Source organism: Leisingera aquaemixtae (assembly GCF_019801145.1).
Lineage (GTDB): Bacteria > Pseudomonadota > Alphaproteobacteria > Rhodobacterales > Rhodobacteraceae > Leisingera > Leisingera aquaemixtae_A.
On sequence record NZ_JAHVJQ010000008.1, the window covers coordinates 175460 to 200930 of the forward strand.

At 64.8% G+C, this 25471-nt stretch carries 28 protein-coding genes; 16 read left to right on the plus strand and 12 right to left on the minus strand.

What is annotated here, in order from left to right; all coding sequences use genetic code 11:
- Positions 1-78: 78 nt before the first annotated feature.
- The 4 genes from KUW17_RS17610 to KUW17_RS17625 all read left to right on the plus strand — a co-directional run bounded on the left by KUW17_RS17610 (position 79) and on the right by KUW17_RS17625 (position 5856).
- Positions 79-1287 (plus strand): PLP-dependent aminotransferase family protein, encoded by a 1209-nt coding sequence (locus KUW17_RS17610; protein ID WP_222481506.1) that lies wholly within the window; start codon positions 79-81, stop codon positions 1285-1287.
- Between the two features lie 165 nt (positions 1288-1452).
- Positions 1453-4908: a chromosome segregation SMC family protein gene (locus KUW17_RS17615; RefSeq protein ID WP_222481508.1), complete on the plus strand. Its 3456-nt coding sequence runs from the start codon at positions 1453-1455 to the stop codon at positions 4906-4908.
- A 65-nt stretch (positions 4909-4973) separates the two neighbouring features.
- Entirely contained in the window at positions 4974-5441 is a 468-nt protein-coding gene (locus tag KUW17_RS17620; RefSeq protein WP_222481509.1) for a YbjN domain-containing protein, read from the plus strand.
- A 70-nt stretch (positions 5442-5511) separates the two neighbouring features.
- Positions 5512-5856 carry a hypothetical protein gene (locus KUW17_RS17625; RefSeq protein WP_315899406.1) on the plus strand — a complete coding sequence of 115 codons (345 nt, stop codon included), beginning with the start codon at positions 5512-5514 and terminating at the stop codon, positions 5854-5856.
- Here the strand turns inward: KUW17_RS17625 and KUW17_RS17630 are convergent.
- From KUW17_RS17630 to KUW17_RS17645, 4 genes are all read right to left on the minus strand, one after another.
- Positions 5853-7022, minus strand: a complete 1170-nt coding sequence (locus KUW17_RS17630) for a lytic murein transglycosylase (RefSeq protein WP_222481514.1) — start codon at positions 7020-7022, stop codon at positions 5853-5855. The two genes, KUW17_RS17625 and KUW17_RS17630, sit on opposite strands and share 4 nt — an antisense overlap.
- Before the next feature lie 46 nt (positions 7023-7068).
- The gene (gene cbiB / locus KUW17_RS17635; RefSeq protein WP_222481516.1) at positions 7069-7980 is read right to left on the minus strand and encodes an adenosylcobinamide-phosphate synthase CbiB; all 912 of its coding nucleotides are present in this window, start codon (positions 7978-7980) and stop codon (positions 7069-7071) included.
- Positions 7977-8939 carry a threonine-phosphate decarboxylase gene (locus KUW17_RS17640; protein WP_222481639.1) on the minus strand — a complete coding sequence of 321 codons (963 nt, stop codon included), beginning with the start codon at positions 8937-8939 and terminating at the stop codon, positions 7977-7979. Before KUW17_RS17640 ends, cbiB begins: the two co-directional genes overlap by 4 nt.
- 128 nt (positions 8940-9067) lie before the next feature.
- Positions 9068-10042: a glutathione S-transferase family protein gene (locus KUW17_RS17645; RefSeq protein WP_222481518.1), complete on the minus strand. Its 975-nt coding sequence runs from the start codon at positions 10040-10042 to the stop codon at positions 9068-9070.
- A 215-nt stretch (positions 10043-10257) separates the two neighbouring features.
- Here KUW17_RS17645 and KUW17_RS17650 point away from each other — a divergent pair, with 215 nt between their 5' ends.
- Complete coding sequence (locus KUW17_RS17650) at positions 10258-10626, plus strand: hypothetical protein (RefSeq protein ID WP_222481520.1); 369 nt, start codon at positions 10258-10260, stop codon at positions 10624-10626.
- Between the two features lie 16 nt (positions 10627-10642).
- Here KUW17_RS17650 and KUW17_RS17655 read toward each other — a convergent pair whose 3' ends face one another.
- Positions 10643-11173 carry a murein L,D-transpeptidase family protein gene (locus KUW17_RS17655; protein WP_222481522.1) on the minus strand — a complete coding sequence of 177 codons (531 nt, stop codon included), beginning with the start codon at positions 11171-11173 and terminating at the stop codon, positions 10643-10645.
- A gap of 2 nt (positions 11174-11175) precedes the next feature.
- A complete protein-coding gene (locus tag KUW17_RS17660) occupies positions 11176-12348 on the minus strand; it encodes a MalY/PatB family protein (protein WP_222481524.1) in 1173 nt (390 codons plus the stop codon).
- A 99-nt stretch (positions 12349-12447) separates the two neighbouring features.
- Between KUW17_RS17660 and def (KUW17_RS17665) the strand changes: the two genes are divergently transcribed.
- The 5 genes from def (KUW17_RS17665) to KUW17_RS17685 all read left to right on the plus strand — a co-directional run bounded on the left by def (KUW17_RS17665) (position 12448) and on the right by KUW17_RS17685 (position 15920).
- Positions 12448-12966 (plus strand): peptide deformylase, encoded by a 519-nt coding sequence (def, locus tag KUW17_RS17665; protein WP_222481526.1) that lies wholly within the window; start codon positions 12448-12450, stop codon positions 12964-12966.
- 13 nt (positions 12967-12979) lie between these two features.
- Complete coding sequence (gene def / locus KUW17_RS17670) at positions 12980-13477, plus strand: peptide deformylase (protein WP_222481528.1); 498 nt, start codon at positions 12980-12982, stop codon at positions 13475-13477.
- 165 nt (positions 13478-13642) lie between these two features.
- Complete coding sequence (fmt, locus tag KUW17_RS17675) at positions 13643-14548, plus strand: methionyl-tRNA formyltransferase (protein WP_222481530.1); 906 nt, start codon at positions 13643-13645, stop codon at positions 14546-14548.
- 12 nt (positions 14549-14560) lie between these two features.
- On the plus strand, positions 14561-14797 hold the full coding sequence (locus tag KUW17_RS17680; protein ID WP_222481532.1) for a GlsB/YeaQ/YmgE family stress response membrane protein: 237 nt from the start codon (positions 14561-14563) through the stop codon (positions 14795-14797).
- A 130-nt stretch (positions 14798-14927) separates the two neighbouring features.
- Positions 14928-15920, plus strand: a complete 993-nt coding sequence (locus KUW17_RS17685; protein ID WP_222481534.1) for a glycosyltransferase family 2 protein — start codon at positions 14928-14930, stop codon at positions 15918-15920.
- Between the two features lie 21 nt (positions 15921-15941).
- Here KUW17_RS17685 and KUW17_RS17690 read toward each other — a convergent pair whose 3' ends face one another.
- The 5 genes from KUW17_RS17690 to ispH all read right to left on the minus strand — a co-directional run bounded on the left by KUW17_RS17690 (position 15942) and on the right by ispH (position 19325).
- Positions 15942-16565, minus strand: a complete 624-nt coding sequence (locus tag KUW17_RS17690) for a trimeric intracellular cation channel family protein (RefSeq protein ID WP_222481536.1) — start codon at positions 16563-16565, stop codon at positions 15942-15944.
- 16 nt (positions 16566-16581) lie between these two features.
- A complete protein-coding gene (rnhA, locus tag KUW17_RS17695; protein WP_222481538.1) occupies positions 16582-17043 on the minus strand; it encodes a ribonuclease HI in 462 nt (153 codons plus the stop codon).
- Positions 17036-17635, minus strand: a complete 600-nt coding sequence (locus tag KUW17_RS17700) for a class I SAM-dependent DNA methyltransferase (protein ID WP_222481541.1) — start codon at positions 17633-17635, stop codon at positions 17036-17038. Before KUW17_RS17700 ends, rnhA begins: the two co-directional genes overlap by 8 nt.
- Before the next feature lie 23 nt (positions 17636-17658).
- Positions 17659-18273, minus strand: a complete 615-nt coding sequence (locus tag KUW17_RS17705; protein ID WP_222481543.1) for a LysE family translocator — start codon at positions 18271-18273, stop codon at positions 17659-17661.
- A gap of 101 nt (positions 18274-18374) precedes the next feature.
- Positions 18375-19325, minus strand: a complete 951-nt coding sequence (ispH, locus tag KUW17_RS17710; RefSeq protein ID WP_222481544.1) for a 4-hydroxy-3-methylbut-2-enyl diphosphate reductase — start codon at positions 19323-19325, stop codon at positions 18375-18377.
- Between the two features lie 140 nt (positions 19326-19465).
- Between ispH and KUW17_RS17715 the strand changes: the two genes are divergently transcribed.
- Complete coding sequence (locus KUW17_RS17715; protein ID WP_222481546.1) at positions 19466-19924, plus strand: c-type cytochrome; 459 nt, start codon at positions 19466-19468, stop codon at positions 19922-19924.
- A gap of 66 nt (positions 19925-19990) precedes the next feature.
- Here the strand turns inward: KUW17_RS17715 and KUW17_RS17720 are convergent, their stop codons facing one another.
- Positions 19991-20560, minus strand: coding sequence for an NYN domain-containing protein (locus KUW17_RS17720; protein WP_222481548.1), 570 nt, complete (start codon positions 20558-20560; stop codon positions 19991-19993).
- 138 nt (positions 20561-20698) lie between these two features.
- Between KUW17_RS17720 and folK the strand changes: the two genes are divergently transcribed.
- The 5 genes from folK to KUW17_RS17745 all read left to right on the plus strand — a co-directional run bounded on the left by folK (position 20699) and on the right by KUW17_RS17745 (position 25421).
- Positions 20699-21268: a 2-amino-4-hydroxy-6-hydroxymethyldihydropteridine diphosphokinase gene (gene folK, locus KUW17_RS17725; protein WP_222481550.1), complete on the plus strand. Its 570-nt coding sequence runs from the start codon at positions 20699-20701 to the stop codon at positions 21266-21268.
- Between the two features lie 93 nt (positions 21269-21361).
- Positions 21362-21715 (plus strand): DNA-directed RNA polymerase subunit omega, encoded by a 354-nt coding sequence (gene rpoZ / locus KUW17_RS17730; RefSeq protein ID WP_222481552.1) that lies wholly within the window; start codon positions 21362-21364, stop codon positions 21713-21715.
- A 36-nt stretch (positions 21716-21751) separates the two neighbouring features.
- Positions 21752-23884: a RelA/SpoT family protein gene (locus tag KUW17_RS17735; RefSeq protein WP_222481554.1), complete on the plus strand. Its 2133-nt coding sequence runs from the start codon at positions 21752-21754 to the stop codon at positions 23882-23884.
- Between the two features lie 43 nt (positions 23885-23927).
- Entirely contained in the window at positions 23928-24569 is a 642-nt protein-coding gene (locus tag KUW17_RS17740) for a DUF2062 domain-containing protein (protein ID WP_222481556.1), read from the plus strand.
- 105 nt (positions 24570-24674) lie between these two features.
- Complete coding sequence (locus KUW17_RS17745; RefSeq protein ID WP_222481558.1) at positions 24675-25421, plus strand: pyridoxine 5'-phosphate synthase; 747 nt, start codon at positions 24675-24677, stop codon at positions 25419-25421.
- Positions 25422-25471: the final 50 nt, after the last annotated feature.

Sequence of the window (25471 nt, forward strand, 5' to 3'; positions counted from 1 at the left end):
TTATTGACTTTAATTTGCGCCCGCCTACCGTGACCCTAGATCACAAGCCAGACGAGCCAATGAGCCAGGAGCGCCGCGATGCAGTTGGACCAGATCTTTGCCACCCGCAACAGCCGGATGAAGGCGTCGGAAATCCGCGAGCTGCTGAAACTGCTGGACCAGCCGGACATTATTTCTTTTGCCGGCGGCATCCCGGACCCGGCGCTGTTTCCGGCTGATGAGTTTGCCGAAGCCTACAAGGCGGCGCTGAGACCGGAGCGGCAGGCGCAGGCGCTGCAGTATTCGGTGAGCGAGGGCTATCTGCCGCTGCGCCAGTGGATCGTGGCGGAGATGGCGAAGATCGGCATCCAATGCGACGCGGAGAACGTGCTGATCACCTCCGGCTCCCAGCAGGCGCTGGATTACCTGGGCAAGCTGTTCCTGTCGCCGGGCGACACCGCACTGGTCGGCTGGCCGACGTACCTGGGGGCGCTGGCGGCTTTCAACGCCTATGAACCGCGTTTTGACCGGCTGTCGCTGAACGGGAACCGCACCGCGGAAAGCTATGCCGAAGGCGCGGCAGAGGCAGGCAGTGCGGTGAAATTCGCCTATCTCTCGCCGGATTTTGCCAATCCGACCGGTGAGACGCTGGACCGGGCAGGGCGGCTGCGGCTGCTGGACCTCGCGGACGCGCTGGACTGCGCCATCATCGAAGACGCGGCCTATCAGTCGCTGCGCTATGACGGGGAGCCGGTGCCGCCGGTGCTGGCGCTGGAGTTGGAACAGAAGGGCACGATCGAGGACTGCCGGACGATCTATTGCGGCACATTCAGCAAGACGCTGGCGCCCGGGGTGCGGATCGGCTGGGCAGTGGCGGCCAAGCAGGTTATTTCGCAAATGGTGCTGCTGAAGCAGGCGGCGGATCTGCACACCTCTTCGATCAACCAGATGGCGGTGCATGGCGTAGCGGAGGCTTGTTTCGATGAACATGCCGGGCAATTGCGCGCGGTCTACCAGCGCCGCCGCGATGTGATGCTGGCGGCCATGGAGGAACATATGCCGGAGGGTGTGGAATGGACCCGGCCGGAGGGCGGCATGTTCATCTGGGTGACCCTGCCGGAAGGCATGGACGGCGCACAGCTGCTGGCCCGCTCGCTGGAGACGGAACGGGTGGCCTTTGTCCCCGGCCAGGCGTTTTTTGCCGATGGCAGCGGTCAGAACACGATCCGGCTGAGCTTCTCCAACTCCAACCACACGGCCATTGAGGAAGGGATAGCCAGGTTGGGGCGGGTGTTGCGGTCCGCCTGACGCCTAATCTCCCCAGGCTTGGCAAAAGACCGCCGTATCCTGTGGGTTATCCACAAGATATGGTGTGGATTGGACAGAATTTGCCCCGATTTGGGGGTGCGGAGCGTTGACTCAACGGGTAGGAACCGCTGAACTTTCTCGATACGGAATCACGAAGGGGCAGCTTTGCGGTTTTCCAAGCTCAGGCTGAACGGCTTCAAAAGCTTTGTTGATCCTACCGAACTGGTCATTGCCGATGGGCTGACAGGGGTAGTGGGTCCAAACGGTTGCGGCAAATCCAATCTTCTCGAGGCATTGCGCTGGGTGATGGGGGAAACCCGTGCCAAGGCGATGCGCGGCGGCGGCATGGAGGATGTGATCTTTGCCGGCACCTCCTCGCGGCCTGCGCGCAACTTTGCCGAGGTGAGCCTCAACATCGACAACTCCGAACGGCTGGCGCCGTCGGGGTTCAATGATGCCGACGGGCTGGAGATCGTGCGCCGCATCACCCGTGATGTGGGCAGCGCCTATAAATCCAACGGCAAGGACGTGCGGGCGCGCGACGTGCAGATGTTGTTTGCCGATGCCTCCACCGGTGCGCATTCGCCGGCGCTGGTGCGGCAGGGGCAGATTGCCGAGCTGATCAACGCCAAGCCCAAGGCGCGGCGGCGCATTCTGGAAGAGGCGGCGGGTATCTCCGGCCTCTATCAGCGGCGTCACGAGGCGGAGCTGAAGCTGAAGAACACCGAGGCCAACCTGCTGCGCGTCGATGACGTGATCGAGCAGCTGGCGGCACAGCTGGCGCAGCTCGCCAAACAGGCGCGGCAGGCGCAGCGCTACCGCGAGATCGGCGAGAAACTGCGGCTGTCCGAAGGGATGCTGCTGTACCGCCGCTGGCGCGAGGCGGATGAGGCGCGGCTGGCCTCAGAGGATGAGCTGCGGGTGCGGGTCGAGCAGGCCGCCAAGGCGGAGGCGCTGGTGCGCGCCGCGGCTGCGCAGCGCGGCACGTTCGAGGAAAAACTGCCGCCGCTGCGCGAGGAAGAGGCCATCGCGGCTGCCGTCCTGCAGCGGCTGGTGGTGCAGCGCGACTCGCTGGGCGATCAGGAGGCGCAGGCGCGCCAGACCATCGAGCGGCTCAGCAGCCGGATCGTGCAGCTGGGCAACGATATCGAGCGCGAGGCGGGCCTGAACAAGGACGCAGGCGAAACCATCGAACGGCTGGAATGGGAGCAGCGCGAGCTGTCCAAGGCCGGCGACGGCCATGACGGCAAGCTGGCAGAGGCCGCGGAACTGGCGCGCGATGCGGGGTCGATCCTGCAGGCGCGCGAGGATCACCTGGCGCAGGTGACCGAGGATGTGGCCCGTCTGGCGGCCCGCCACCAGTCGGCGCGGCGGGCGGTCGAGGATTGCCAGCGTGCGCTTGGCCGCTCCGAGGGTGAAGCGGAGAAAGCCCGCGCCGCACAGGGCGAGGCGCAGGAGGCGCTGGAGCTGGCGGCAGAGAAGTTCGAGGCAGCGGTGGCTGCCGAGGAGGAGGCCCGCGAAGCTTCTGAAATGGCGGAAGAGGCGCTGGCGGCAGCTGACGAGGCGCGCACCGAAACCCAGAGCCGCGAGGCCGAAGCGCGCTCGCAGCGCTCCGAGGCCGAGGGTGAACTGGGGGCGCTGCGCGCCGAGGTGACCGCGCTGGCCAAGCTGGTGGAACGCGACACTGCCGAGGGCGGCCAGGTTCTGGACGAGCTGACCGTTTCGCCGGGCTATGAAAAGGCGCTGGGTGCAGCGCTGGCGGATGATCTGCGCGCGCCCTTGGCGGAAGCGGACGGGCCGACCGGCTGGGTTGCCCTGCCGGGTTATGATCACGATGCGGCGCTGCCGAACGGTGTTGAGCCGCTGGCATTGTTTGTCTCCGGCCCCGATGCGCTGTCGCGCCGGGTAGCGCAGATCGGCCTGGTGGACGGCGATGCGGCGGCCGGCCTTCAGGCGCAGCTGTTGCCGGGTCAGCGGCTGGTCACGGTAGAGGGCGATCTGTGGCGCTGGGACGGCTACCGCGCCTGGGCCGAGGATGCGCCAAGTGCTGCGGCGCTGCGGCTGGAGCAGCTGAACAAGCTGGAAGCGCTGAAGCAGGAGATGGAGCGCGTCAGTGCCACAGCCGACGGCGCCCGCGCCGCGCATGAGATGCTGTTGCGCAAGCTGGAAGAAGTGACGCTGGCCGACCAGAACGCCCGTCAGGAGCGGCGGGTGGCGGATCAGCGGGTGGCTGATGCGGCCCGCGCCCTCAGCCGGGCCGAGGCCGACCGCAACCTGGCCGAAGGCAAGCTGGAAACCTTAGGCATTGCGGTCTCCCGTCACGAAGAGGACGCGCTGAGCGCCGGCCTGCAGCTGAAAGAGGCGGAAAAGGCGCTGGGGGATCTGGGCGATCTGGATCAGGCCCGCAGCGCGGTCGAGGACATCAAGCAGTCGGTCGAGGCGGCGCGGATCACCATGCTGACCCACCGCTCCAGCCATGACGAGCTGCGCCGCGAGGGCGAGGCCCGCACCAAGCGCGCGCAGGAGGTGACCAAGGAGCTGTCCGGCTGGCGCCACCGCCTCGAAAGCGCCGAGGCGCGGATCGAGGAGCTGGCCGAGCGCCGCGAAGCCTCGCAGGAGGAGTTGGAAGAGGCCAATGCGGTTCCGGCAGAGATTGCCGAAAAGCGTGAAGAGCTGAACGAGGCAATCTCTGAGGCCGAAGCGCGTAAATCCGCAGCCACCGAAGCGCTGATCGCGGCGGAGGCCGAGCTGCGCGAGGCGGTGCACAAGGAACGCGAATGCGAGCGGCTGGCCTCGGAAGCGCGCGAAGCGCGGGCACGGTCCGAGGCGCGCAGCGATGCCGCCAAGGAGGCGGTCACGCAGGCCGCGGGCCGGATCATCGAGGCGCAGCAGATCACCCCGCAGGCCTTGCTGGAGAAGCTGGGCGTGTCGCCGGATGGAATGCCGCCGTCGGACCAGCTGGAAGCCGAGGTTGACCGCTGCAAGCGGCAGCGCGACGCCTTGGGTGCGGTGAACCTGCGCGCCGAGGAAGACGCCCGCGGGGTGCAGAACGAGCATGACACGCTGGTTGCCGAGAAGCTGGACCTGGAAGGCGCGGTGAAGACCCTGCGCGACGGCATTTCCAGCCTCAACCGCGAGGGCCGGGAGCGGCTGCTGACCGCGTTCGAGCAGGTGAACAACAGCTTTGCCATGCTGTTCACCCACCTGTTCGGCGGCGGCGAAGCCAATCTGGTGATGGTCGAAAGCGATGACCCGCTGGATGCCGGCCTTGAGATCATGTGCCAGCCGCCGGGCAAGAAGCTGTCGACCCTGTCGCTGCTGTCGGGCGGCGAGCAGACGCTGACCGCGATGGCGCTGATCTTTGCGGTGTTCCTGTCGAACCCGGCGCCGATCTGTGTGCTGGACGAGGTCGACGCGCCGCTGGATGACGCCAATGTCACCCGTTTCTGCGACCTGCTGGACGAGATGTGCCGCCAGACCGACACACGCTTCCTGATCATCACCCACCATGCGGTGACGATGGCGCGGATGGACCGGCTTTTTGGCGTCACCATGCAGGAAAAAGGTGTCAGCCAGCTGGTTTCGGTTGACCTCAAGAAGGCAGAGGCGATGGTGGCCTGAGGCCCGGTGCAGGGGGGATCTGCGCCGGCCTGCGTTTGCAACGGCGAAGTTTTGTGGAGTGATAGATGAACATGCTGAAAGCAATTGCCGCGTCCGCGGTGCTGATGGCGCCGGCCGCCGCGATGGCTGAAAATGTAGTGGCCAAGACCGGTGACAGCGTCGCCAATTTCTTCAAGGACGAAGGCGCCAAGGTTGAAGTGACCACCGACAGCGTCGGCGATCCGAACCTGAAGGTCGAGTATTACGGCAACGATTTCTCGGTCTACTATTACGGCTGCGACAACAACACGGACTGTGATGCGATCCAGTTTTTCTCTGGCTATCAGACCGACGGCAGCGTGCGCCTGTCCAAGGTCAACGCGTGGAACACTGAAAACCGTTTCGCCCGTGCCTATGTCTCCGAGGAGGGGTCTGCGCGGATCGAGATGGACGTTCTGCTGGGTGACAAGGGCATGAGCCCGGACGACTTTGCCAATGCCGTGGGAATTTGGAACCGCGCCATGCAGGATTTCGAGGAATTCATCGACTGGTAATTCTGCCTGTCACCGGATCGTGACAGCAGGCTGCAGGTTCAACCGCTAGGGTGGGGGCATGAGATGGATCATGCCCCTTTTCTTTTGCCTGATGGCAGGCGGAGCCCCGGCCGGCGAGTGGCGCCTGCACGCAGGCGACATACCTTTTGCGCAGGAGGAACTGGAGGCGTTGCCGGGCCAATCCTTCCGTTTCTTTGACGGCGGTGAATCGCAATACGGCAGTGGAGGCGCCTATGCCTACACCTACTCCGCGGAGAACGGCGGCGGTACCGCCTGGGGCACTTACCGGATCGCCGGGGACGGCAGCATCTGTGTGGACTTCACCAACGGCTTCGGGCGCTGCGATCTCTATGTCCACAACGGCAGCCGGGTCATCCTGATCACCGAAAAGGGTGAGCGGTTCCCGGTGCGTTAAAGCTTTTTCAGCAGCGACGGTGTCGGCCAGGCGTCGGCGGGCAGGCCAAGGCGGGCTTGCTCTTTCTGCACAGCCACACGGGTGCGGGCGCCGAGGATGCCGTCGATCTCACCCACATTATGGCCGCGCGCCTGCAGTTTCTGCTGCAGCTGTTTCATCTGGGCGCCAGTCAGCCCGTTGTCGGGCGATCCGGCATCATAGATTTCCGCCCCTTGCAGCCGGTTGGCGAAATAGGCGGCCGTCAGGACATAGGTGAAGCTCTGGTTCCATTCGAAAAAGACATCGAAATTCGGGTAGGCGAGGAAGGCCGGCCCCTTGTGGCCTTGCGGCAGCAGCAGCGAGGCGCGCATTGAAGGCTCAGGCAGGTTGCCGTCCCGCGCGGCGACGCCCAGCTTGCGCCATTGGGCCACGGATTTCTTATGCGCGGTGCCGCTGAGCGACAGATCGAGGTCTTCGGGGATGGTGACTTCCTGCAGCCATGGCTGGCCCGGCTGCCAGCCCATGTGCGACAGCATCCGCGCGCCGGACATCAGCGCATCGGGGGCGGAGGTCTTCAGGCTGACCTTGCCGTCGCCATCGGCATCAACGCCATGCTGCAGGATATCGCCCGGCAGCATCTGCACCATGCCGATCTCACCCGCCCAGGCGCCGGTGGTGCGTTTCGGGTCGAAGTTGCCCTGCTTGAACAGCTCCAGCGCCGCAAAGACCTGCGGGCGGAACAGCTCCGGGCGGCGGCAGTCATGCGCCAGGGTGACCAGCGCGTCGCGGGTGTTGAAGTCGCCCTGATAGCCGCCGTAGTCGGTCTCAAACGCCCAGAAAGCCAGCAGCACGCCGCGGTCGATGCCATAGGTGCTTTCGATCCGCTGGAAGGTGGCGTCGTGCTTCTGCGCCATCTGGCGTCCGCGCTGGAGCCTGTTTTGCGAAATCAGGCGGCGGGAGAAGTCGATGAAGGGTTTCTGGAACACGCCCTGGCCGCGGTCGGCCTTGAGCACGCGGGAATCCTTGCGGCTGCCGGCAAAGAAGGCATTGACTGTGGCGTTGTCATAGCCCGCCTGAACGGCCTCGTCCTTCATCAGCTTCACGAAGTTCTGAAAGCCGCCGCCGCACTGGGCTGATGCCGCAACTGGCAGCAGGGCCGCTGCGAGGACAAAGGGTATCAGGCGCATGATTCTGGCGCTCCTTGGTCTTACCGCTCCCACAGGGTCTTATGTGCTAGAAAACCGCGGCGATGGCAACCGTCAGGGCCAGCGCAAGCGCCCAGGCCTGCCAAAGGAGCGCAACGGAACGGGTGATGGTTTCGGCGCTGGCGCTTTTGGCGCCTGTTCCGTGAACCCAGGGAAAGTCGCGCATCTGCCCGTCATAGGAGCGCGGCCCGGCCAGCGAGGTGTTCAGGGCCCGCGCCATGGCCGCCTCGGGCCAGCCGGCGTTGGGGGAGCGGTGCTTGCGCGCATCCTCTGCGATGGCGCGCCAATGGCGCAACTGGCCGCCGGCCGCAGCGATCAGCAGCCCGGTCAGCCGCGCCGGGATCAGGTTCAGCAGGTCATCCAGCCGGGCAGAGGCCCAGCCGAAGTCCTGATAGCGTTCGTTGCGGTAGCCGATCATGCTGTCGGCGGTGTTGACCATCTTGTAGATGATCAGCCCCGGCAGCCCGGCGACCAGGAACCAGAAAGCCGGGGCAATGACGCCGTCCGACATGTTCTCGGCGCCGCTTTCGATGGCGGAGCGCGCAGCCTGCGGCGCGGTCATGCTGGCGGTGTCGCGGCTGACGATCATTGCCACCGCCGCGCGGCCCTCCTCCAGGCTGCTGCGCAGGCCGCTGGCAACCGCGGCGACATGCTCTGTCAGCGACCGCTGGGCGATCAGTACGGCGGCCACAAGGATTTCCACCAGCGTGCCGGGCAGGGCCAGCAGCTTGCCGGCGATGAAGCCTGCCAGAACCAGGGCCGCGGCTGCCAGAACGCCTTTGGCGCGGCGGTTGTGACCGCTGTTGAGCTTGCGGTCGAGGACACTGACCAGCTTGCCCATCAGCACCGCGGGGTGGGTCAGGCGCGACCACAGCCACTTCGGCTCGCCCAGGGCGGCATCCAGCAGCAGCGCAACAGCGAGCATCCCGGCGGTGGTCATAGCGCCGCCTCCAGCCGGGCCCAGCCGTCCGCGGGAGGCAGGCCAAGCCGCAGGAAAGTTTTCGAATAGGGGAAGATGCGGCTCCAGATATGGGCGCGGGCCAGTTTTTCCTGCCAGGCGGCGGCATCATCCACATTGTAGAGCCGGAACAGATCGGTGCCGCCCGCCAGGCTGGCGCCCTTGGCAAGCACCAGTTCGTCCAGCCGGGCGGCGTCCTGATGCAGCCGGGTGCGCGCGGCCTCCGCCCAGGCGTGATCCTGCAAGGCCAGTGCGCCGGTGCGCAGCGCGGGGCCGGACACCGCCCAGGGGCCTTGCCAGGTTGCCAGCTGCGCAATCAGCCGGGGATCGCCGATGGCAAAACCCAGCCGCAGGCCGGCCAGCCCCCAGAACTTGCCAAAGCTTTTCAGCACCACCACGCCGGGGCGGGCGGCCATTCGGATCAGGCTCTGGTCAGGGCAGACGTCGCAGAAGCTTTCGTCGATGACGGTCAGCGGCGCGGAAAGTTCATCCTCGCGCCACATGCGGCCATCCGGGTTGTTGGGATGCACAGCCACCTTGGCTTCGGCCGGTCCATGCACCCGGACAATCCAGCCGCGGGCCTCGAAGGCGGCGGCGTGTTCGTTGTAGGTCGGCTTGGTGATCTGCACCCAGCGCGGATCAGCCAGCGCCGGCAGGGCGGCAATCAGCGCAGACGCGCCGGGAGCGGCAAGAACAGCGGCCTCCTCCGGGATGTTCCAGAATGCGCGGGCAGCCTGTTCCAGATCCGCCAGCGCATCCGCATCCGGCAGCGCGCCCCAGTCAGCCGCAGTGAACTCCGGCAGCGGGTAGGGGTGCGGATTGATGCCGGTGGACAGATCCATCCAGCCGCCGCGGCTGCCGCCGAATTCGGCGATGGCAGCGCTCAGGTTGCCGCCGTGGTCGCGGGGCTGGGTTGCAGGGTCGTGAGAGAGGTCATGCATCGCGGTCGCCACCGGTGAGAGTTCGCTCCGGCCTGGGCCGGCTGCCATGTGCGGCTCTGCGCGTATTAACCTAAGCCGCGCAGTGCGTGAACTCCCTATTTACGGCGGGGCAGCGGAACAGCCCGGTGTCAGCCGCGCCCGTGCGGCTCTTGCCAGTTGATCTCTGGGTTGATCGGGATGATGCGGTGCGGATTGATGGTGTCGTGGCTGTAGTGGTAGTGGCGCACGATGTGCTCCATTCCCACCGTCCCGGCCACCCCCGGCCACTGGTACAGCTCGCGGGTGTAGGCCCAGAGGTTCGGGTAATCCATCAGCCGCTTGCGGTTGCATTTGAAATGGGTGTGATAGACCGGATCGAAGCGCAGCAGGGTGGTGAACAGCCGCCAGTCGGCTTCGGTGATGCGCTCGCCCAGCAGGTAGCGGTGCTGGGACAGCAGGTCTTCCAGCCAGTCAAGGCTTTCGAACAGCGGCACGACGGATTCGTCGTAGGCTTCCTGCGATGTGGCAAAGCCGCATTTGTAGACGCCGTTGTTGATGGTGCTGTAAACACGGGCGTTCACCGCCTCGATCGGCTCCCGCAGCTCCTCCGGCCAGTAGTCGTCGCTGTTGCCGGTGATGCCGTCAAAAGCCGAGTTGAACATGCGGATGATCTCGGAGCTTTCGTTGGAGACGATGGTGGAATTTGCCTTGTCCCACAGCACCGGCACCGTCACCCGGCCGGTGTATTCCGCGTCGGCGCGGGTGTAGACCTGATGCAGATGCGAGCTGCCGAACAAGCTGTCGCCGGTGGCGCCGTGCTGGTCCGTCTCGAAGGTCCAGCCTTCGCCCAGCATGTCAGGATGCACGGCAGAAACGGAGATGTGGTCCTCCAGCCCTTTCAGATTGCGGAAGATCAGCGTGCGGTGGGCCCAGGGGCAGGCCAGCGAGACATAGAGGTGGTAGCGGCCGCTTTCGGCCTTGAAGCCGCTTTCGCCCGAAGGGCCTGCGCTGCCGTCGGCGGTGATCCAGTTGCGGAACTGCGATTCGCTACGCTTGAAGGCGCCGCCGGTGGATTTGGTGTCATACCACTTGTCGTGCCATTTCCCGTCGATCAAAAGGCCCATCGCGTCTGCTCCTGCTGCTGTGCAGGATATACATAGGCCTGCCGCTGGCCTGCGCCTACGCAAGCCCGCGCGCAACCGCTCTGCGCCACTGCACAGGAGCAACAAAATTGCGCAGCCGTCAAATTTTCGAAAATGTTCACTTGATTTTATATATTTGTGACGCACCGTTGAAAGAAAGGACCGGTGTAAACCCAAGCATTTGGAAGGCTGCTGCTATGAATACCTACGTACCCAAAGCCGTGCAGGAAGCGCTGGACACCGCCCGCCTGCAGGGGATGCGGCGCAAGAGCCGTTTGCGGGTGATGGCTGACAATGAGCTGTATCCGGTGCTGCGGCTGTGGAAGACCGGATTCTCGGTCGAGGCGGAGACCGCGCCGATGCTGCGCGGGCTGGTCGATATCTACGACGGCGCCCGGCACGTGTCGCAGTGCCTGATCGTGGCCGGCGAGGAAGAGGGCGGCGAGATGCGCTATGAGTTCAAGCGCTCGACCCCTGCCGCGGACAAGGCGCCCCTGGATTTCTACAAGTCGCCGGACGGGCCTGCCGGGCTGATCCCCTTCGATCAGTCACAGGGCAAGATCTGAGGCATAGGTTCCTCGTTCAGGGGCGGATTTCCACTTCGGTCCCGATTTCTGCCAGGCGCCACAGCGTTTCCATCTGCTGATTGCTGACGGCAATGCAGCCGGCGGTCCAGTCGCCGGGCAGGGTGACCAGATTGCCCACCGCGTTCGGCTGCCCGTGGATGAAGATATCGCCGCCCGGGCTGACACCCGCGGCCTGCGCGCGGGCGCGGTCCTCGGGCTGCGGATAGTTGATTCCCAGCGACAGGTGATAGGCGCTGTTGGGATTGCGGCGGTCGATGAGGAAAACACCCTCGGGCGTCTTGCCGTCGCCTTCCTGCTGTTTGTCGCCTGCGGGCGCAAAGCCAAGCGCAATGGGAAACTCCAGCACCGTTTCGCCATCCCGGCTGGCGGTCAGGCGGCGGGCGGATTTCTCGATCAGGATACGGTCGACCCGGTCCACCGCCGCAGATTGCGGCGGCGGCGCGGGACGCGGGGCAAAGGCCTGCCAGGCCATCCAGGCGGCGCCGGTCAGGACAACCAGCGCCAGCAGGCGCAGCAGGCGCTTCATGATTACTGCAGGTCCGAGAAGGCTTTGGTCAGGCGGCGGCACGCCTCTTCCACCCGCGACCGCTGAGTGGCGAGGTTGAACCGCTCCATGAATTCGCCGCCGGTGCCGAAGCCGTCGCCGGGCGAGGTGGCGATCTTGGCGTCTTCGCGCAGCCGCTTGATGAATTCCTCGCGGCTCATGCCCGTCCCGGAGAAATCAACCCAGGCCAGATAGGTCGACTGCAGCGGCAGCGACTTCAGCCCCGGCAGCGCGTTCACAGTCTCGTCGAACAGTTTCCGGTTGCCTTCCAGATGCGCAATCTGGGCATCGACCCATTCGGCGCCTGCGGGCGAATAGGCGGCGGTGATCATCGCCACGCCAAGGGCGCTGGGGTCATAATCCAGCGTGTTCAGACGGTGCCGCATCGCGGCCCGCAGATCCGGGTCCGGGATGATCATGTTGCCGGTGCGCTGGCCTGCGATGTTGAAGGTCTTGGAAGCCGCGGTCAGGGTTACGGTCCAGGGACGCGCCTCGGGCGCGGCCACGTCCATCGGCACAAAAGTGCTGCCCGGGTAGACCAGATCGTGGTGGATCTCATCCGAGACCAGGATCAGCCCGTTCCGCTTGGCGAATTCGGCCACCGCGCGCAGCTCCTCCGGGGTCCACACCCGGCCCGAAGGGTTCTGCGGCGAGCACCACAGCAGCAGCTTTTCTGTCCCGTTCAGGCGCGCCTGCGCATCGTCGAGATCCAGATCGTAGGTGCCGCCGTCGCGCGCCAGCGGGCATTCGGTCACCTTGCGGCCCGCCTTGTTCACCTTGTGGGCAAATTCATGGTAAACGGGCGAGAAAATCACAACGCCGTCGCCCGGCTGGCTCCAGACATCGAGGCAAAGCGCAATGGCGTTGCCGAGGCCTTGGGATGTCAGGATCCAATCGGTTTCAATGTCCCAGCTGTGGCGGTTCTTCATCCACCACTGCACCGCCTGAAGATATTCCGGGTGCTGCCAGGAGTAGCCGAACACGCCGTGCTCCGCAGCCTGTCTGACCGCCTCTATCACGCAAGGCGCAGTTTCATAGTCGGAGTCTGCCGTCCACATCGCCAGACCATCCTCGGGGGAGACGCCGAACAGCTGCTCCATCTTGTCCCATTTCGAGCTGTGGGTGCCGCGGCGGTCGGCGATCTTGTCAAAATTCATGTGGTGAACTCCCGTGTCGTTGGCAGCGAAGCTAATCGCTGCAGCGGCGCGCGCAAGGGGGGCGTTGCGATGGGGCCGCTGATCGCATACATGAAGCACATGAAAAGACCGATCCTGATCCATCCCGATCCCCGCCTGAAAAAGGTCTGCGTGCCCGTGCCGGACCTGAGCGATGATTTGCGCGCGCTGGCGGACGACATGCTGGAAACCATGTATGCCGCACCCGGCATTGGCCTGGCAGCGCCGCAGATCGGCATCCTGCAGCGGCTGATCGTGCTGGACTGCGTCAAGGAAGAGGACGGCGAGCCGCGCCCGCTGGTGATGTTCAATCCTGAAATCATCTCCGCCTCGGACGAAACCAATGTCTATGAGGAAGGCTGCCTGTCGATCCCGGATCAATACGCCGAAGTGACCCGCCCCAAGGTGGTGGAAGTCGAATGGATGGACCGCGACGGCAATGCGCAGCGCGAGACCTTCGACGGGCTGTGGGCGACCTGCGTGCAGCATGAGATCGACCACCTGAACGGCAAGCTGTTCATCGATTACCTGAAGCCGCTGAAGCGCCAGATGATCACCCGCAAGATGCAGAAGCTGAAGCGCGAACGCGCCCGCGCCTGAGGGAATACCAGACATGACCGTCCGCACCTGCCTGCCCTGGCCTGACAAGCGCCTGCGCACCAAGGCTGATGAGGTGACAGAGATCACCGACGAGATTCGCGGCATCTGGAACGACATGGTCGACACCATGGAGGCGATGCCGGGTGTGGGCCTGGCCGCCAATCAGATCGGCGTGATGCTGCGGCTGGCGGTGGTGGACGGCTCCACCGAGCGCGGCCGCGCGGTGAAGCTGGCCAACCCGGAGATCCTGCATTCCTCGGTCGAGCTGCGCGAGCATGACGAGGCCAGCCCCAACCTGCCCGGCGTTTCCGCCAAGATCAAACGCCCGCGCGCCGTCACTGTCCGCTTCATCAACGAGCAGGGCATGGTGGACCGCAGGGATTTCGTCGGCATCGAGGCAACCTCGGTGCAGCACCAGATCGACCACCTGAACGGCAGGATGTATTTCGACCATCTGAGCAAGGTGAAGCGCGACATGCTGATCCGCAAGGCGAAGAAGCTGAACGGCTGAGGCCGGAGATTGAACTCCCGGGCCGCCTGCGGCCCGGTTCGCGCCCGGCCCCGCCCCCAGGGCAAGCGCGAAACGCCCACCCCGGAACCGGGCGAGACCCTGCGTTGACGCAGGCCGGTCCCGCCGGATGTGCGGCATGGCAGCGGGGCAGGGACGGGGACGCCGATGCGCATCATCTTCATGGGAACGCCTGATTTTTCGGTGCCGGTGCTGGACGCGCTGGTGAAGGCCGGGCACGACATTGCCGCCGTCTACTGCCAGCCGCCACGGCCTGCGGGCCGCGGCAAGAAGGACCGTCCAACCCCGGTCCACGCCCGCGCCGCGGCCCTGGGGCTGGAGGTGCGTCACCCGGTCTCGCTGAAAGGCGCAGAGGAGCAGGCGGCTTTTGCGGCATTGAAAGCGGACGTGGCGGTGGTCGTGGCCTATGGCCTGATCCTGCCGCAGGCCATTCTGGATGCGCCCCGGCACGGCTGCCTCAACATCCACGCCAGCCTGTTGCCGCGCTGGCGCGGCGCGGCGCCGATTCACCGGGCGATCATGGCGGGCGACACCGAGACCGGCATCTGCATCATGCAGATGGAGGCGGGGCTGGACACCGGTCCGGTGCTCCTGCGCGAAGCGACCGCAATTGGCATGGAAGAAACCACCGCGCAGCTGCACGACAGGTTGTCGGGGATGGGCGCGGCGCTGATCGTCGAAGCCTTGAGCCGCCTGCCGGAGCTGACACCGGAAGTGCAGCCCGAAGAGGGCGTCACCTATGCCGAGAAGATCGACAAGGCAGAGGCGCAGGTGGACTGGTCGCGCCCGGCAGAGGAAGTGGACCGCAAGATCCGCGGATTGTCACCGTTCCCTGGCGCCTGGTGCGAAGTAGAAGGCCAGCGGGTCAAGCTGCTGGCCTCACGGCTTGCGGACGGGCAGGGCGCGCCCGGAGAGATGCTGGACGACAGCCTGACCGTGGCCTGCGGCGAAGGGGCAGTGCAGCTCTTGCGCTTGCAACGGGCAGGCAAAAGCGCGCAGGATCCCGATGTATTCCTGCGCGGCTTCCCGGTTCCCAAGGGCAGCCGACTGTAACCGGAGAGTCTGATGCCCATCATAGCCCTGATCATTATCGGCGCCGCGGCAGGCTTTCTGGCGACCCGGCTGATGAAACTGGAAACCGATATCATCACCACGGTCTGCATCGGCATGGCCGGGGCGCTGGTCGGCGGTCTGGTGCTGCGAGGGCTGCTGGCGGTCATGGGGTTCATGGCCGGTTTCGTCGGGGCGGTTCTGGGGGCGCTGGTGCTGATCTGGCTCTGGCAGCGGTATACCGGCAAATAATCCCTGTTGCGGCGCCAGCGCCACAGCCTGCGGCAGAGTGCGCAAATTCTGCTGCGCTGGCGTATGGGATGGTTAAGGTGGGTTAACCACGCCAAAAACGGCGGATAACCGAGGCAGAGAGCATTTGCAGATGACCCAGGACAGCGGCCGGGCCGGCACGCCGACAGTGGTGGTTGTGACCACCATGAAGGATGAAGGCGCCTATATCCTCGATTGGATCAGCCACTACAAATCAATCGGGGTCAGCGATTTTGTCATCTTCACCAATGATTGCTCTGATCCCACGGATCACATCCTGCGCTGCCTGCACCGGATGGGGGTGGTCGAGCACCGTTTCAGCCGGGTGATGCGGCGCGGACCGCACAAGAGCGCGCTGATGTGGGCAGAATACGAGCCCAAGGTGGCGCAGGCCGATTGGGTTCTGGTGGTCGATGTCGACGAATTCCTGCAGATCAACTCCGGGGACGGCACTCTGCCGGGCCTGCTGGCGGCGCGGCCGGATGCCGATGCTGTCTCCTTTGTCTGGCGCATTTTCGGCAATGCCGGGGTGGAGCTTGTGGATCATCCCCCGGTGCCGCAGGCTTTTGTCAGGGCGGAACCGGAGGACGGGCGCCCGGACGAGCACCGCTTTTTCAAGACCGCCTTCCGCAACAACGGCAAATTTGACCGCATGGGCGTGCACAGGCCGTTCCTGGCGGTGCCGCCGGCGGAGGTGAACTGGCAGCTGGCCGATGGCACTTTGCTGCCTGAGCAGGAACTGGAAGGCGCCCTGCATGTGCGCGGCAGCTACGGTTACTCCGCGGCGCAGCTCAACCACTATGCCCTGCGTTCGCGCGACGGCTTCCTGAACAAGAAGGCCCGCGGCCGGGCGAACCACTTCACCTCTTCGATCGAGCCGGACTACTGGCTGAAATTCGACAAGAACCAGGAGGAGGACCGGCGCCTGGCGGACAGCTTCTCGGCGGCGCTGCAGATCAAGGAGGAGCTGCTGCAGGACGGCAAGCTGCGGGAGTACCACGAATTGGCTTTGGTCTGGCACCGGCGCAAGGGCCGCAAGGCCCGGATCAGCGCCGAGGGGCAGGCCTTTCTCAGGAACCTGGAAGGCAGCCGCAGCACCGCCTAGGCGCTGCTGCGAAGGCACGCCCTAGCTGCGCGGCGGGCGGCTTTTGTAGACCGGCAGATGCCAGCCGAACAGGATGGAGCCCGCCCGCAGCACCCAGCAGACCCCGGCGCAGGCCAGCAATGCGAACTTCAGCTCAAACCCCAGCCAGATGGCAGCAACGGCGGTGATGGCGCCTGCCATGGCGCAGGTGATATACAGCTCGCCCTGCGTCAGCACCAGCGGCACCTCATTGCAGACCACGTCCCGCATCAGGCCGCCCATGGTGCCGGTGGCCATGCCCATCAGCACAACGATCACCGGCGGGCTGTCCAGCGAGATCGCGGCGCCGGTTCCTGCGGACACGGCAACCGCCAGGGCAAAGCTGTCCAGCCAGACCACCCAGCGCAGGCGGCTTTCCAGCAGATGCGCAGTGAAGAACACCGCCACCGCAGCAAGCGCGGCCAGCAGGATGTAATTGGGGTTGCCGATCCAGAACACCGGATTGCGGTCCAACAGAAGGTCGCGCAGCGTGCCGCCGCCAAGCGCTGTCAGGCAGGCAACAAAGGCAAAGCCGACAATATCCAGCTGCGCCCGGCTGGCGACCAGCGCGCCAGAGAGGGCAAAGACCAGCACCGAGGCATAGTCCAGCAGTGCCAGAAAGGTCATGCGCGGCCCTCGCGCATCATGCCTTTTTCTTCTTGAAGGGAGCCATGCCCGCCCGCGCCAGTTCGTCCGCGCGTTCGTTCTCGGGGTGGCCTGCATGGCCCTTGACCCATTCCCATGTCACCTTGTGACGGCGCTGGGCCTCATCCAGCCGCTGCCACAGCTCGACGTTTTTCACCGGCTTCTTGCTGGACGTCTTCCAGCCGTTCTTCTTCCAGCCGAAGATCCAGCTGGTGACGCCGTTCTTCACGTAGGCCGAGTCGGTGACCACGGTGATCGTGGAGGGCCGTGCCAGGCTTTCCAGCGCATTGATCGCAGCCAGGAGTTCCATCCGGTTGTTGGTGGTCTCCGCTTCGCCGCCGCTCAGTTCTTTTTCTTTGACGATGGTGTCACCGTCCATGGCGCGCAGCAGAACGCCCCAGCCGCCGGGGCCGGGATTTCCAGAGCAGGCGCCGTCGGTATAAGCAAATAATTCAGGCATGGGCGGTCAGTACTACGAACTCCTGGGCAGTGCCAGCCAGTCCTTTGCCCTCGCCGCGGCGGGCACCGAGCAGGTTGAAGCCGGCGGTTTCGAGTTTTTCGCGCAGCTCGTCCTCGCTGTAGTACGCATAGAATCTGCCCAGCTCATCGCGGCCTTCGCTCTCGCCCAATTTCATTGCCAGGCATAGCGTGCCGCCTTCGGTCAGCGCCCGGCGGACGGCGGACAGGTGGACGGACAGTTCCTCCCGCGGCACATGCAGCAGGCTGAAATAGGCCCAGATACCGTCAAACACCGCCTCTGCATCCAGGGCGTGAAACCCTGCGGTGATGACTTCTATTCCATAGGCGGCGCGGGCGGCTTCCGCCATTTCCGGCGATGCATCAAGTGCGGCCACCCGAAAGCCAGCATCCCGGAACCGCGCTGCCCAATGGCCGGGGCCGCAGCCAAGGTCCAGCACCGTGCCGCCCTCCGGCAAGCGAGCGGTGAAAGCCTGGAAATCGGCCTCCTCCCCGGCATCAGTTCTGGCGGCAAACAGTGCGGCGTATTCCGCTGCGCGGTCATTATAGACGCTGATGGTTCTGTCATCGCTCATTTGGGTTTCTCCAGGATAAGCCGTCAGGCCCGTTCTACCGCCAGCCGTGCGGCAAGGCCTGCGAAAACGGCGGCAAAGCCGCGGCTCATCCACTTCAGCACCCTCTCACTGTTCAGAAGGTATGCGCGGGCCTGGGCGGCAAACAGGCCGTAGAGCACAAAAATGGCAAAGGTCATCGCCATGAACACCAGCCCCAGAACCGACATCTCCAGCGTGGCGCTGGCAGGATTGCCGCTCAGGAACGGCGGCAGCAGCGCCAGGAAGAACACCGACAGCTTGGGGTTCAGGATATTGATCAGCGCCCCGCGCCAGGCGATCTTCCAGCCGGGCTGGCTGGTACGGTTTGATGTCACCGCCAGCACGCCGCCGCTGCGCAGCGCCTGCCAGGCCAGGTACAGGAGATAGGCAACGCCCGCCGCCTTGACGATCTGGAACAGCAGGGCGGAGCTGTGCAGCACCGCCGCCAGCCCCAGCGTGGCGGCGGCCAGATGCGGGACGATGCCGAAGGTGCAGCCGATTGCGGCCCAGATGGAAGCGCGCCAGCCTTGGCCGAGGCCCAGGGCGAGCGTGTAGATGACACCCGTGCCGGGTGCGAGGACGACAACAAAGGCGGTGATCAGAAAGTGCAGCGTGATCATAAAAGCGGCTCCAGAAATAATGCCCGGGACCTCATGCGTAGCACGGTTGGCCCGGAGCGGGTGCAATTTCTGTCACTTGGTTCGCACGCTGGTCTGTGCGTTCACGCAGGCTGCCGCAAGACGCGGGGCACCTTGAATTCCACTGTTTCCACCGCGGTCTCAACCACCTCGACCGTCACGTCATAGCGGGCGCGGAAGGCGTCGATCACCTCGTTGACCAGCAGTTCCGGAGCCGAAGCGCCGGCGGTGATGGCAACCGAGCGGATGCCCTCCAGCGCCCGCCAGTCGATGTTTTCGGCGCGCTGCACCAGCTGGGCGTAGTCGCAGCCGTTCTTGGCGCCGACCTCAACCAGGCGGCGGGAGTTCGAGGAATTCGGCGCGCCGACCACCAAAAGCGCATCCGCCTTGGGGGCCACCGATTTCACCGCTTCCTGGCGGTTGGTGGTGGCATAGCAGATGTCTTCCTTGTGCGGGCCGATGATGTTGGGGAAGCGTTCCACAAGCGCCGCGACGATGCCCTTGGTATCATCCACCGACAGGGTGGTCTGAGTGACATAGGCCAGCCGGTCCGGGTCGCGCACCTCAACCGTTGCCACGTCCGCCGCGGTTTCCACCAGCAGCACCTCGCCCTCGGGCAGCTGGCCCATGGTGCCGATGGTTTCCGGGTGGCCCTTGTGGCCGATCATGATCATCTGCAGCCCGGCCTCGGCGTGGCGCTGGGCTTCGATATGCACTTTGGACACCAGCGGGCAGGTCGCATCGACATAAATCATCTCGCGCGCTTCGGCCGCGGCGGGCACCGATTTCGGCACCCCGTGGGCGGAGAAGATCACCGGCCGGTCATCGGGGCATTCATCCAGTTCCTCGACAAAAACCGCGCCCTTTTCGCGCAGCGAGTCGACCACGAATTTGTTGTGCACGATCTCATGGCGCACATAGACCGGCGCCCCCCATTTGCCGATTGCCATTTCAACGATCTTGATGGCACGGTCGACGCCGGCGCAAAAACCGCGCGGCGCGGCGAGATAGAGGGTCAGGGCTGGCTTGGTCATGGGCGTCTCCTTGCGCGCCAGAGGTAAGCGGTTCGGGCGGCAAGGTCCAGTGCCGCAGGCCTCACGCGGATGTGATTGGAGCCTCCAGCGGCGGAAGGCGGCAGAGGGATGTTCCGGATGGCATCAGGAGCGAGGACAAAATGAAGCGGATGATTGCCGCCGTTGCCGCTGGGCTGGCGGGCGCGGGGTATCTTTGGCTGGCGGGCGCGGATACGCGGACAGCCGGTATTTTGCCCTACCAGGATCCGCAGGCAGTTGCCGCCGGGCAGCGGATCTATCAGGACCATTGCGCCAGCTGCCACGGCGCCGGCCTGCAGGGCGAGCCGGACTGGCAGAGGCGGGACAGCGAGGGCTACATGCCAGCGCCGCCGCAAGATGCGAGCGGCCATACCTGGCACCATCCGGACGCGCAGCTGCTGGAAATCACCCGGCACGGCATGGCACAGCTGGTCGGGAACGGCTACCGCAGCCGGATGCAAGGCTATGCCGGGGTGCTGAGCGAGCAGGAGATGCTGGAAGTGCTGGCCTATATCAAAAGCCGCTGGCCTGCGGACATCATCGCCCGCCACAACCAAATCAACAGTCAGGACGGCGAATGATCGCAGCCGGAACAGGCGCCGCCCCATCTGGAGCCTGTTCCGGTCCGATATTCCTCGCGGCCGGGGTCAGCCGTGGGCGGCTGTGGCGGAACGCGGTTCGTTCTGCTCGCGCGGGGGACGGCCGATCACGTCCCGCAGCTCTTCCAGCTCGATGAAATTGTCGGCCTGGCGGCGCAGGTCGTCAGAGATCATCGGCGGCTGGCTGCGGATGGTCGACACCACCGAAACCCGCACGCCCTGGCGCTGCAGGCTGGCAATCAGCGGGCGGAAGTCCCCATCGCCCGAGAACAGCACGATATGGTCCACCCGCGGCGCCAGCTCCATGGCATCAACGGTAAGCTCGATGTCCATGTTGCCTTTGACTTTGCGGCGGCCCATGCTGTCGGTGTATTCCTTGGCCGGTTTGGTGACCATGGTGAACCCGTTGTAGTGCAGCCAGTCAACCAGCGGCCGGATCGGTGAATACTCGTCATTCTCGAGCAGGGCAGTGTAATAAAAGGCCCGCAGGAGCTTGCCGCGGCGCATGAATTCCTGCCGCAGAAGCTTGTAGTCGATGTCGAACCCGAGCGCCTTGGCCGCGGCGTACAGGTTTGACCCGTCTATGAACAGCGCGAGCCGTTCGTCCTTGTAAAACATCAAAATTTTCCTTCCGGTATAACCGTTTCGGCCGGGGGGTCCGTGAGTGAGTTTTTGAAAACGGCGAAACGGGTAGACTTAATGTAAGTTATTTGTCATTTGCCGCAAGTATACTGTCCTGCTGAAATAGGGTTAAAAATGGCCGCAAACCGGAAAATGGCGCTGATTGCGCTTGGCGGAAACTTGCCGGCCGGCACGGATGCGCCCCAGGTGACGCTGGCAAAAGCGATCGGCGCGCTGCAGACGGATGAGGTCGCGCTGCGCAGCGTGTCCCGCTTCTTTCAAACCCCCTGTTTTCCGGCTGGCGCGGGGCCGGACTATGTGAATGCGGCCGTGGCGGTGGAAACCGCCCTGTCAGCCGAAGATCTGCTGGCGCGGCTGCATGCGGTCGAGGCGCAGTTCGCCCGGGTGCGGGAGCAGCGCTGGGGGATGCGGACACTGGATCTGGACCTGGTGGACTATGACGGGGCTGTGCTGCCGGACGCGGCGGCATATGCGCGCTGGCAGGGGCTGCCGCTGGAAAAGCAGATGCAGGATGCGCCGGGGCGGCTGATTTTGCCGCACCCGCGCATTCAGGACCGCGCCTTTGTGCTGGTGCCGCTGGCCGATATCGCGCCGCGCTGGCGCCACCCGGTGCTGCAGAAAACCGCGGCAGAGATGCTGGCGGAACTGCAGCCTCGGGATGTGGCTGAGGTGACGCCTCTCTGAGCGGCGCAATGCTTTGTTTTCCGCCCTTGTCAAGAGAAAGATTTGGGCGTAAATGTCTGCCTTCTGGACACGGAATGAATTGGAGAGTCGCTGATGGCCCGCGTGACGGTTGAAGATTGCGTAGATAAGGTGCCCAACCGCTTTGAGCTGGTGATGCTGGCAGCGCATCGTGCCCGCGAAATCTCGGCCGGTGCCCCGATCACCGTCGATCGCGACAACGACAAGAACCCGGTCGTTTCCCTGCGCGAAATCGCTGACGAGACCCAGAGCGCCGATGAACTGCGCGAGCGCCTGATCGAGAGCAACCAGACCCAGATCGAAGTCGACGAGCCGGAAGAGGATTCCATGGCTCTGCTGATGGGTGCGGACAACGACAAGCCGGCCGACGACGATATGTCGGAGGAGAAACTGCTGCGCGCTCTGATGGAGGCCCAGGGCCAGGGCTGAGGCGCGCATCTGGACTATTGAGGCTGCGGACCGGACATGATTTCCCCTGACGACCTGATTGCTCTGGTCCGCAACTACAACCCCAAGACAAACGCGGACAGGATCGCCGAAGCCTATGCCTTTGGCGAGCAGATGCATGACGGGCAGTTCCGCCACTCGGGCGAGCCCTATTTCACGCATCCGGTGGCGGTGGCCGCCATCCTGACCGAACAGCGCCTGGATGATGCGACCATCATCACCGCGCTGCTGCACGACACTATCGAAGACACCAAGGCCAACTACGAGGAAGTCGCCCGCCGCTTCGGCAATGAGGTGGCGATGCTGGTCGATGGCGTCACCAAGCTGACCAACCTGCAGCTCAGCAGCCGCGAGACCAAGCAGGCGGAGAACTTCCGCAAGCTGTTCATGGCGATGTCCAAGGACCTGCGGGTGATCCTGGTGAAGCTCGCGGACCGCCTGCACAACATGCGCACGATCAAGGCGATGCGCCCGGAGAAGCAGGCCCAGAAGGCGCGCGAGACGATGGATATCTATGCGCCTCTGGCGGGCCGCATGGGGATGCAGTGGATGCGCGAGGAGCTGGAGGATCTGGCCTTCCGCGTGCTCAATCCCGAAGGCCGCCAGTCGATCATCCGCCGCTTCGTGACCCTGCAGCGCGAAACCGGCGACGTGATCCACCGGATCACCGGCGACATGCGGCTGGAGCTGGAAAAGGCCGGGATCGAGGCGGAGGTCTTTGGCCGCGCCAAGAAACCCTATTCGATCTGGCGCAAGATGCAGGCCAAGGACCAGGGCTTTTCGCGGCTTTCCGACATTTACGGCTTCCGGGTGATTACCGGGTCGGAAGAGGACGCCTACCGCGCGCTGGGCGCCATCCACCAGCGCTGGCGGGCGGTGCCGGGCCGGTTCAAGGATTACATCAGCCAGCCGAAGTCCAACGGCTACCGTTCCATCCACACCACGGTGTCCGGCCGCGACGGCAAGCGGGTGGAGGTGCAGATCCGCACCCGCCAGATGCACGACGTGGCAGAAACCGGGGTTGCGGCGCATTGGTCTTACCGGGACGGTGTGCGCACCGAGAACCCCTTTGCCGTCGATCCGGCCAAGTGGATCGCCTCGCTGACCGAGCAGTTCGACGCCGAGGACGACCACGATGAATTCCTCGAGGCGGTGAAGCTCGAGATGTATTCGGACCAGGTGTTCTGCTTCACCCCCAAGGGCGACGTGATCAAGCTGCCCAAGGGCGCCACGCCGATCGACTTTGCCTATGCCATTCACACCCGCATCGGCCATGCCTGCGTCGGCGCCAAGGTGGACGGCATCCGGGTGCCGCTGTGGACCCGGCTGCGGAACGGCCAGTCGGTGGATGTGATCACCGCCGAGGGCCAGACCCCGCAGGTGAGCTGGCTGGAGATCGCCACCACCGGCAAGGCGCGCACCGCCATCCGCCGCGCTCTGCGCGAGGCGGACCGGGCGCGCTTTGTCAAGCTGGGCCACGAGCTGGCGCGCTCCGCGTTTGAGCACGTCGGCAAGAAGGCCACCGACAAGGCGTTGGAAACCGCTGCCCGTGCGCTGCGTGCAAGCGGGGTGAATGAGCTGCTGGCGCGGCTGGGCGCGGCCGAAATCACCGCCCACGATGTGGTGCAATCAGTCTATCCGGAACTGACAACCGGCGATGGCGACGAAATCTCGCCGCGCAGGGCGGTGATCGGCCTGGAGCCGGGGCAGAGCTTTGAGCGCGCGCCCTGCTGCCAGCCGCTGCCGGGGGAGCGCATCATCGGCATCACCTACCGCGGCCGCGGGGTGGTGGTGCATTCCGCTGATTGCGACAAGCTGGGCGAGTTCGAGGATCAGCCGGAGCGCTGGATGGATGTGCAATGGCACAGCGGCACCCACCCGGCTGTCTATGGCACCACGCTGGAGCTGACCATCGGCAACGACGCCGGCGTGCTGGGGCGCATTTGCACATTGATCGGCGAGAAAAAGGCCAATATCTCGGATCTGGAATTTGTAGACAGGAAACCAGACTTTTACCGGCTTATGATCAATGTGGAGCTGCGGGATGTGGAGCAGCTGCACTCGCTGATGCTGACGCTCGAGGCGGAAAGCGATGTTGCCGCGGTGGCGCGGTTCCGGAACAAACCGGAAGAGCGCCACTATACGGGATAAGCCGCCGAAACTCTGAGCCGGGAACTGGGAAGGACGGACAGCTTTGGTATTCAGGCGCCGGGACAGACGTCCGCCCCTCCGGGCGCTGGCTGACTTCCTCTGGCCGCGCGGCGGCTGGGGCCGTGCGTTCCTGTATGTGAAGCACCGGGTGCGGCGGCTGCCCGATTCCCCCGAACGCATCGCCCGCGGCATCTGGGCCGGGGTATTCACCACCTTCACACCGTTCTACGGCCTGCATTTCTTCATCGCCGCTTTCATCGCGCGGATGATGAACGGCAACATTCTGGCCTCGCTCAGCGCCACCTTCTTCGGCAACCCGCTGACCTATGTGCCGATTGGCGTCGCGTCCTTGCAGACGGGGCACTGGATCTTGGGAACCGAATTCGATCAGGAGGTCGACAAATCCCTGGTGGGCAAGTTCCTGGCCGCCGGGGGCGACCTCAAGGACAACCTGATCGCGCTGTTCATGGACCGGCCCGCCGACTGGCAGGGCCTGCACCTGTTCTATAACGAGGTGTTCTATCCCTACATGATCGGCGGCATCATTCCCGGCGTCATCTCGGCGACGGTCTGTTATATGCTCAGCCTGCCGGTGATCCGGGTCTACCAGCAGCGCCGCAGGGCCAAGATCAAGGCCAAGTTCGACGCGATCAAGAAGCGCGCCGAAGTCGACAGCGGCGCCTGAACCGCCCGCCGGATTGTACCATTATTGCCTGCAGGCTTGCTCTTGCCTGCCGTCTGTCTAGTCTTTCTGGCAAGGCTTGGACTTCAGACGGATGAGATATCTCTCATGGCAAAAAATCAGCTGCGCCTGGGCGTGAACATCGATCATGTGGCCACCGTGCGCAACGCCCGCGGCGGCGCATATCCGGACCCGGTTCGCGCCGCAAAACTGGCGGAAGAGGCAGGCGCCGACGGTATCACCGCGCATCTGCGCGAAGACCGCCGCCACATCACAGATGCCGACATCGATGCGCTGATGGCGGCGCTGAGCGTGCCGCTGAACTTCGAGATGGCGGCGACGGAGGAAATGCAGAGGATCGCCCTGCGCCACAGGCCGCACGCGGTTTGCATCGTGCCGGAAAAGCGCGAGGAGCGCACCACCGAGGGCGGGCTGGACGTGGCTCGGGAGGAAAACCGCCTGGCCCATTTCATCGCGCCGCTGCGCGATGCGGGCTGCCGGGTGTCGATTTTCATTGCTGCCGACCGCAGGCAGATCGACGCCGCCCACCGCATCGGCGCCGAGGTCATCGAGCTGCACACCGGCGCCTATTGCGACTACCACGCCGAAGGCCGGTTTGAAGACCGCGACCGCGAGCTGGAGGCGCTGCTCGAAATGTCCGCCTATGCGCATGCATTGGGACTGGAGGTGCACGCGGGCCATGGCCTTACCTTTGACACCGTGCAGCCGGTTGCGGCCTTCCCGGAGGTGAAAGAGCTGAACATCGGCCACTTCCTGATCGGCGAGGCCATCTTTTGCGGCCTCACGCCGGCGGTGCAGGAAATGCGCCGCCTGATGGACGCCGCGCGCGGCTGAGAGCTGCCGGTCAAAACATGAAGCCGGGGCAGGCAATTGCCGCTGCCCCG

What these genes read in the sequence shown, in the direction of transcription:
- KUW17_RS17715 (WP_222481546.1), top strand. Translation starts at nt 19,466, where the DNA reads ATGAAGCGGATGATTGCCGCCGTTGCCGCTGGGCTGGCGGGCGCGGGG.
- rnhA (WP_222481538.1), bottom strand. Translation starts at nt 17,043, where the DNA reads ATGCCTGAATTATTTGCTTATACCGACGGCGCCTGCTCTGGAAATCCC.
- KUW17_RS17660 (WP_222481524.1), bottom strand. Translation starts at nt 12,348, where the DNA reads ATGAATTTTGACAAGATCGCCGACCGCCGCGGCACCCACAGCTCGAAA.
- KUW17_RS17745 (WP_222481558.1), top strand. Translation starts at nt 24,675, where the DNA reads ATGGCAAAAAATCAGCTGCGCCTGGGCGTGAACATCGATCATGTGGCC.
- def (WP_222481528.1), top strand. Translation starts at nt 12,980, where the DNA reads ATGACCGTCCGCACCTGCCTGCCCTGGCCTGACAAGCGCCTGCGCACC.
- KUW17_RS17705 (WP_222481543.1), bottom strand. Translation starts at nt 18,273, where the DNA reads ATGATCACGCTGCACTTTCTGATCACCGCCTTTGTTGTCGTCCTCGCA.
- fmt (WP_222481530.1), top strand. Translation starts at nt 13,643, where the DNA reads ATGCGCATCATCTTCATGGGAACGCCTGATTTTTCGGTGCCGGTGCTG.
- KUW17_RS17685 (WP_222481534.1), top strand. Translation starts at nt 14,928, where the DNA reads ATGACCCAGGACAGCGGCCGGGCCGGCACGCCGACAGTGGTGGTTGTG.
- KUW17_RS17610 (WP_222481506.1), top strand. Translation starts at nt 79, where the DNA reads ATGCAGTTGGACCAGATCTTTGCCACCCGCAACAGCCGGATGAAGGCG.
- KUW17_RS17680 (WP_222481532.1), top strand. Translation starts at nt 14,561, where the DNA reads ATGCCCATCATAGCCCTGATCATTATCGGCGCCGCGGCAGGCTTTCTG.
- KUW17_RS17645 (WP_222481518.1), bottom strand. Translation starts at nt 10,042, where the DNA reads ATGGGCCTTTTGATCGACGGGAAATGGCACGACAAGTGGTATGACACC.
- KUW17_RS17650 (WP_222481520.1), top strand. Translation starts at nt 10,258, where the DNA reads ATGAATACCTACGTACCCAAAGCCGTGCAGGAAGCGCTGGACACCGCC.
- folK (WP_222481550.1), top strand. Translation starts at nt 20,699, where the DNA reads ATGGCCGCAAACCGGAAAATGGCGCTGATTGCGCTTGGCGGAAACTTG.
- KUW17_RS17720 (WP_222481548.1), bottom strand. Translation starts at nt 20,560, where the DNA reads ATGTTTTACAAGGACGAACGGCTCGCGCTGTTCATAGACGGGTCAAAC.
- def (WP_222481526.1), top strand. Translation starts at nt 12,448, where the DNA reads ATGAAAAGACCGATCCTGATCCATCCCGATCCCCGCCTGAAAAAGGTC.
- KUW17_RS17735 (WP_222481554.1), top strand. Translation starts at nt 21,752, where the DNA reads ATGATTTCCCCTGACGACCTGATTGCTCTGGTCCGCAACTACAACCCC.
- cbiB (WP_222481516.1), bottom strand. Translation starts at nt 7,980, where the DNA reads ATGACCACCGCCGGGATGCTCGCTGTTGCGCTGCTGCTGGATGCCGCC.
- KUW17_RS17630 (WP_222481514.1), bottom strand. Translation starts at nt 7,022, where the DNA reads ATGCGCCTGATACCCTTTGTCCTCGCAGCGGCCCTGCTGCCAGTTGCG.
- KUW17_RS17655 (WP_222481522.1), bottom strand. Translation starts at nt 11,173, where the DNA reads ATGAAGCGCCTGCTGCGCCTGCTGGCGCTGGTTGTCCTGACCGGCGCC.
- KUW17_RS17620 (WP_222481509.1), top strand. Translation starts at nt 4,974, where the DNA reads ATGAACATGCTGAAAGCAATTGCCGCGTCCGCGGTGCTGATGGCGCCG.
- KUW17_RS17690 (WP_222481536.1), bottom strand. Translation starts at nt 16,565, where the DNA reads ATGACCTTTCTGGCACTGCTGGACTATGCCTCGGTGCTGGTCTTTGCC.
- ispH (WP_222481544.1), bottom strand. Translation starts at nt 19,325, where the DNA reads ATGACCAAGCCAGCCCTGACCCTCTATCTCGCCGCGCCGCGCGGTTTT.
- rpoZ (WP_222481552.1), top strand. Translation starts at nt 21,362, where the DNA reads ATGGCCCGCGTGACGGTTGAAGATTGCGTAGATAAGGTGCCCAACCGC.
- KUW17_RS17700 (WP_222481541.1), bottom strand. Translation starts at nt 17,635, where the DNA reads ATGAGCGATGACAGAACCATCAGCGTCTATAATGACCGCGCAGCGGAA.
- KUW17_RS17625 (WP_315899406.1), top strand. Translation starts at nt 5,512, where the DNA reads ATGCCCCTTTTCTTTTGCCTGATGGCAGGCGGAGCCCCGGCCGGCGAG.
- KUW17_RS17640 (WP_222481639.1), bottom strand. Translation starts at nt 8,939, where the DNA reads ATGCATGACCTCTCTCACGACCCTGCAACCCAGCCCCGCGACCACGGC.